The organism is Mycobacterium sp. (genome assembly GCF_040509115.1).
Classification (GTDB): Bacteria; Actinomycetota; Actinomycetes; order Mycobacteriales; family Mycobacteriaceae; genus Mycobacterium.
Window position 1 is genome coordinate 1 of sequence record NZ_JBEVLO010000061.1, and the last position, 6,198, is coordinate 6,198.

Sequence of the window (6,198 nt, forward strand, 5' to 3'; positions counted from 1 at the left end):
GAGGCCACGGGCATCGACCGCGCTCAGCTGGAACGGCTCGCGCAGATGCTGATCTCGTCCGAGCGCACGGTCGCGTGCTGGGCGATGGGCCTGACCCAGCACCGGCATGCCGTCCCGATGATCTCCGAGCTCACCAACCTGTTGCTGATGCGGGGCATGATCGGCAAACCCGGCGCAGGGGTCTGCCCGGTGCGCGGGCACTCGAACGTGCAGGGCGACCGCACCATGGGCATCTGGGAGAAGATGCCCGAAGCGTTCTTGACCGCGTTGGACTCCGAGTTCGGCATCGTCAGCCCCCGCAAGCACGGGATGGACACCGTCGACGCCATCCGCGCGATGCGGGACGGTCGCGCATCGGTGTTCATCGGCATGGGTGGCAACTTCGCCATGGCGACGCCGGACACCGACGTCACCGAAGCGGCGCTGCGCAGCTGCTCGCTGACCGTGCAGGTGTCGACGAAGTTGAACCGCAGCCACGTCGTGCACGGGGCCACGTCGCTGATCCTCCCGTCACTGGGCCGCACCGACAAGGATCTGCAGTCCGGGGTGAAACAGCAAGTTTCCGTAGAGGATTCGATGTCGATGGTGCACCTGTCCCGCGGCAGCCTGCAACCACCCGGCGTGGAGGTTCGCAGCGAGGTGGCCATCGTCTCGCAACTCGCCCGCGCCGTACTCGGCCCAGCTCATCCCGTCCCGTGGGAGGAGTTCATCGCCGACTACGACCGCATCCGGGACGCGATCGCCGCGGTCGTTCCTGGATGCTCGGATTACAACCGCAAGGTCCGCCAACCCGACGGCTTCCAGTTGCCCCACCCTCCGCGGGATTCCCGCGAGTTTCCGACCACGACGGGCAAGGCCAACTTCGCAGTGAACCCGCTGGAGTGGCTGCCGGTGCCGCCGGGCCGAGTGATACTGCAGACGTTGCGCAGTCACGATCAGTACAACACGACGATCTATGGCCTCGACGACCGCTATCGCGGCGTGAAGGGCGGCCGTCGGGTGATCTTCCTCAACCCCGCCGACATCGCGTCATTCGGCGTCGCTGCAGGCGACCGCGTCGACCTGATCTCCGAATACACCGACGAGGCAGGCAAATTGGAGGAGCGCCGCGCCGAGGACTTCCTCGTCGTGCCGTACTCCACCCCCGTGGGCAATGCCGCGTCGTACTACCCGGAGACCAACACGCTCGTCCCCCTCGACCACACCGCGGCCAGATCGAACACTCCGGTCTCGAAGGCGATCGTGGTCAGGGTGGAAGCTCGTGGGTCGAGCGCAGCGAGGGTAGACAGCAGTGGGTCGAGCGCAGCGAGGGTAGACAGTCATGGGTAGGGTCACCGCGCGGCGACGCGCCAGTCACGTCACTGCCGACGCCGTTACCCAGCGGCCGGAGACCCTCGCCGTCGAGGAGCCGCTTGAGATTCGCATCAACGGGTCAGCGACCACCGTCACCATGCGGACGCCGGGTTCCGACGTCGAACTGGCGCAAGGGTTTCTGCTCACCGAGGGCGTAATCGGCCACCGCGGCGACGTCGCTACCGTGCAGTATTGCCGCGGCGCGGGCGAGGACGGAGTCAACACCTACAACGTCCTGGACGTGACCTTAACCGACGGCGTCCCGACGCCCAGCCTCGACGTCACCCGCAACTTCTACACCACCTCGTCGTGCGGAGTCTGCGGCAAGGGCTCCATCGACGCCATCAGGCTGATCAGCCGTTACTCCCCCGGTGACGACCCGACCGTGGTCACCTCCGAGGCGTTGTCGGCGATGCCCGACCGGCTTCGCGCCGCGCAGAAGGTGTTCGCCTCCACCGGAGGACTGCACGGCGCCGCTCTGTTCGACGCGGACGGCACCATGCTCGTCGTCCGCGAGGACGTCGGACGGCACAACGCCGTCGACAAGGTGATCGGCTGGGCTGTCGAGAACGACCGCATCCCCTTGACGGGAGCCGTGCTTCTAGTCAGCGGGCGCGCCTCGTTCGAGCTCACGCAGAAGGCCGTCATGGCGGGCATCCCCGTGCTCGCGGCGGTGTCGGCGCCGTCGTCGCTGGCAGTGGATCTGGCCAGCCAGGCCGGCCTCACGCTGGTGGCGTTCCTGCGGGGCGAGTCGATGAACGTCTACACGCGGGCGGACCGGGTCAAGCACTGAGATGGACGGCGACGGCGACGTCCGGTGACCGCCCTCCGGTATTCGCTCCCGTCCGCTCAGTGCTGCCAGCTCTTGTAGACGAACTCGAGGCTGTAGCCGTCCGGGTCGAAGACGTTGGCGGCGTAGTAGCGGGGATCGTAGTAATCCCGGACCGCAGGCGGACCGTTGTCGGTGGCGCCCGCGGCGATCGCGGCGGCGTAAGCGGCATTCACCTCTTCGATGCCGTCGGCGACGAAGCCGACGTGCAATGAGCGGGTGTCAACCGCGCCTTCCCGGAGCCAGAAGAAGATGCGGCCATCCGCGCCGAATCCCTTGAGATCGGGATGCCCCGGAGGACCGTCCTTCCCGTCGTAGTCCACCCGCGTGGTGATGCCGAGCGGTGCGAGCGCCGCCGTGTAGAAGTCGATCGAGCGATTCACGTCGCTCACCGCCACGAAGACGTGGTCGAGCATATGGGTCTCACTTCCCGTCTGGTGCTCCACTCTGCGCTGACGGCGTGGCCTTCTCGCACATTGCCGCCATGGTCGCAGAGTCAAGCTCCCGCGTCGCCGCAAGCGGCGCAAGCGGCTCATCTACCTGCAATCTCCACCCTTTCTCCACACATCCTCCAAGCAGGACCCACCCCCTGGTCGGAAGTATCAAGTCCTACCGAGCACACCCGATACACGTACCAAAACCAGAGGGAGCCATCACCGTGGCGGAGATCTTGATCGCAGCATGCCCGCCCGTCGGACACGTCGCACCATTGCTGAACGTCGCGCGCGGCTTGGTCAGCCGCGGCCACGACGTCACCTTCTTGACCTCGGCGCGGCATGCCGACAAGGTGCGCGCTGCGGGCGCGAACCCGCACCCGCTCCCCTACGGCGCCGACTATGACGATTCGTCGTTCGACGCCGATCTGCCAGGAAGGGTGGATACCTCCGGGGTTGCGCGGGTGAACTTCGACGTGAAGCACATCTTCGTGCGCCCCCTGCCGCACCAGGCGGCGGCGTTGGAGGAGTTGATGGCCGCCCGGCGCTTCGACGCGATCCTGACCGACGCCTTCTTCCTCGGCATCCTGCCGATGTTGTTGAGGGACAGAGCAACCCGTCCGGCAGTGCTGACCTATTCCACGACGCCGCTATTCCTGTCGAGCCGAGACACCGCACCGGGAGGCACGGGCATCCTTCCCGGCACGGGACCACTGGGACGGCTCCGCAACCGTGCCTTGAACCTTGCCGCGCAGAAGGTGCTTCTGCGGGCCTCGCATCAATCCGCGGACATGATGCTCGAGGCGCTCGGCTTGCCGAAACTACCTGTCTTCGTGCTGGATTCGGCCGTTCTGGCCGACCGGTTCATCGTTCCGACGATTCCGGAGTTCGAGTATCACCGCAGCGATCTGCCCGAGCACGTGCGCTTCGTCGGAGCCGTCACGCCCGAACCCACTGACGACTTCGTCGCCCCGCCTTGGTGGCACGTGCTATCGGCAGAGCGTCCCGTCGTGCACGTCACCCAGGGCACCATCGACAACGCCGACCTGGGGAGGCTCATCGAGCCGACCATCGAGGCGCTCGCCGACGAGGACGTCACCGTCGTGGTCTCCACCGGTGGGCGCCCCGTCTCCCAGCTGCGCCACCCACTTCCGGCGAACACGTTCGCCGCGGAGTTCATCCCACACGACGTGTTGCTCCCGTCGGTCGACGTGATGGTGACCAACGGTGGGTACGGTGCCGCGCAGCGGGCGCTCATCGCCGGGGTTCCGCTGGTCGTGGCAGGCAACACCGAGGACAAGCCCGAGGTGGCCGCGCGCGCCGAGTACTTCGGCGTCGGCGTCAACATGCGCACCGGAACACCCACCGCAGGCGACGTACGCCGAGCGGTTCGCGACGTGCTCAACGAGCCGTCCTACGGCCTGGCGGCGGCACGGCTGCGTGATGCCTACGCCCGCCGCGACGGCGTAGGCGAGATAGCCACCCTCGTCGAGGAAGTGATCGCGGAGCGCAGCATCGGAGTCCGGCATGGCTGACGAACTCTGCCTGCCGCTCATCGCAGGCGCCGCGCTGCTGTGGTATCTGGTGTGCGCCTTGCGCCAGTTGCGCACCGAGCGGTCCGAGCGGCCGACGTTCGTGTGGCGAGAGGCCTCCGCCAGCGGCTGGTCGGAATGGGTTGAGCTGGAGGATGTCTCGCCGACGGCCGACTATGCCGACGTGCTGAGCGCCGTACGGGACGAAGCGCACCCGGGCACCACCGCAGTCCAGTTCGCCTTGGTGGTCGCGCCCGTGGACGCGCCGGACTACACCCTGCGGGTGATCTTCATGTCCGAGGTCCGCGAATCCAGTCACGACCTCACCGCGACCGGCTGCTGACCCAGGGAGACGAGCATGGCCGAAATACTCATCGCGGCGCTGTCCCCCATCGGACACGTCAACCCACTCCTGAGCGTCGCCCAGGACCTGGCGGCGCGTGGCGACCGCGTCACCGTCATGAGCGGCGCCGCCCACGCGAGCGCCATTCGTGCCGTCGGCGCGGTACCGCATCTGCTCCCGCCGATTGCCGACTTCGACGATTCGCGGTTCGACTCGTCGCAGCGCCAAAGAGTCTCGGGGATCGGTGCCTTGAGCCTCGCGCTCATCCGAGTGTTCCTGGCACCCATGGCACACCAGGCCGCAGAGCTGAAGGCGGCGATGGCCAACACCCGGTTCGACGCAATCATCGTCGACTACGGATTCTTCGGGATCCTTCCCCTGCTGCTCGGCAACGCCGCCGATCGGCCACCGGTGCTGTACTACACGCCGACGCCGCCGCTGCTATCGAGTCGTGATACGGCCCCCGGGGGCACGGGCCTGCCGCCCGGGCGCGGCCGATGGGGCAGGTTGCGCAACCGTGCCCTCAACACTTGGTCGCAGAGGGTCGTCCTGCGGCGGGCGCACTGCGCCGCCAACGCGATACTGGCATCCATGGGCGTGCGTCGCCTGCCGATGTTCCTGCTGGACGTCGGCGTGCTCGCCGATCGCTTCATCGTGCCGACCGTGCCGAGCTTCGAGTACCCGCGCAGCGATCTGCCTGCCAACGTGCGTTTCGTGGGGGCGGTCCATCCGCGGCCGACGCGCGCCTACGTTCCGCCGCACTGGTGGTCCGAACTCGACGGGCGTCGGCCCGTCGTCCACGTCACGCAGGGCACCGTCGACAACGCCGACCTGACCCGGCTGATCGAACCGACCATCGAGGCCCTTCGCGAGGAGGACGTGGTGGTGGTCGCGACCACGGGCGGACGCGAGCTGAAGCGCCCGCTGCCATCGAATACATATGTGGCCGAGTACATTCCGCACGACGCTCTGCTTCCTCGGGTCGACGTCATGGTCACCAACGGCGGCTACGGAGCGGTGCAGCGGGCCGTGTCGACGGGTGTGCCACTCGTCGTCGCAGGCAGCACCGAGGACAAGCCCGAAGTCGCCGCCCGAGTCGCGTGGTCCGGCGCGGGCATCGACCTCAGGACCGGAACGCCGAGCCCCGCCATGATCCGCCGGGCCGTCCGCGAGGTCCTCGACGATGCGCGGTATCTGCGACGAGCCCGCGAGCTGGAGGCTGCGTTCGCGCGGCGGGACGGCATCGCCGAGATCGCCGCGCTCGTCGACGAGGTGACCAGAGAGCGCCGCCCCGCGTCACCTCCACGCAACAGCGCGGGGGCATCCTGGACGACATGACGAGAGACGAGATCACTCAGCAGATCATCGCGGCCCGGCTCGCCAAGGGCCTCACCTGGCAACAAATCGCCGATGCCATCGACCGGCCCGTCGTGTGGACCACGGCGGCGCTTCTCGGCCAGCACCCGATTCCGCCCGACTCGGGCCACGTCATCGCCGAAATGCTCGACCTCGACGCCGCTGTGGTGGCGGTGCTCGCGGCAGTGCCGATGCGCGGCGGGCTACCGACCGCGGTGCCCACCGACCCGACGATCTACCGCTTCTACGAAGCGCTGTCGGTATACGGCGGGGCGATCAAGGAGTTGATCCACGAGCAATTCGGTGACGGCATCATGAGCGCCATCAACTTCAGTGTGAACGTCGAGAAGA

7 protein-coding genes are annotated in these 6,198 nt (G+C 67.6%); 6 read left to right on the forward strand and 1 reads right to left on the reverse strand.

Annotated features, from left to right (window positions below):
• A partial coding sequence (locus ABW137_RS04695) for an FdhF/YdeP family oxidoreductase (RefSeq protein ID WP_526397383.1) occupies positions 1-1,329 on the forward strand: 1,329 nt, incomplete at its 5' end.
• Positions 1,322-2,146, forward strand: a complete 825-nt coding sequence (gene fdhD, locus ABW137_RS04700; protein WP_526397385.1) for a formate dehydrogenase accessory sulfurtransferase FdhD — start codon at positions 1,322-1,324, stop codon at positions 2,144-2,146. The genes ABW137_RS04695 and fdhD, both read left to right, overlap by 8 nt.
• A 56-nt stretch (positions 2,147-2,202) precedes the next feature.
• On the opposite strand, the gene ABW137_RS04705 is transcribed toward fdhD, so the two are convergent.
• Positions 2,203-2,598, reverse strand: coding sequence for a VOC family protein (locus ABW137_RS04705; RefSeq protein WP_526397387.1), 396 nt, complete (start codon positions 2,596-2,598; stop codon positions 2,203-2,205).
• 242 nt (positions 2,599-2,840) lie between these two features.
• Here ABW137_RS04705 and ABW137_RS04710 point away from each other — a divergent pair, with 242 nt between their 5' ends.
• The 4 genes from ABW137_RS04710 to cynS all read left to right on the forward strand — a co-directional run.
• Positions 2,841-4,151, forward strand: a complete 1,311-nt coding sequence (locus ABW137_RS04710; RefSeq protein ID WP_526397389.1) for a glycosyltransferase — start codon at positions 2,841-2,843, stop codon at positions 4,149-4,151.
• A complete protein-coding gene (locus tag ABW137_RS04715) occupies positions 4,144-4,491 on the forward strand; it encodes a hypothetical protein (RefSeq protein WP_526397391.1) in 348 nt (115 codons plus the stop codon). The genes ABW137_RS04710 and ABW137_RS04715 overlap by 8 nt, the downstream gene beginning before the upstream one ends.
• 15 nt (positions 4,492-4,506) lie before the next feature.
• The gene (locus ABW137_RS04720) at positions 4,507-5,829 is read left to right on the forward strand and encodes a nucleotide disphospho-sugar-binding domain-containing protein (protein ID WP_526397393.1); all 1,323 of its coding nucleotides are present in this window, start codon (positions 4,507-4,509) and stop codon (positions 5,827-5,829) included.
• Positions 5,826-6,198, forward strand: a 373-nt coding sequence (gene cynS / locus ABW137_RS04725) for a cyanase (RefSeq protein ID WP_526397395.1), incomplete at its 3' end; no start/stop codon positions are given. The genes ABW137_RS04720 and cynS, both read left to right, overlap by 4 nt.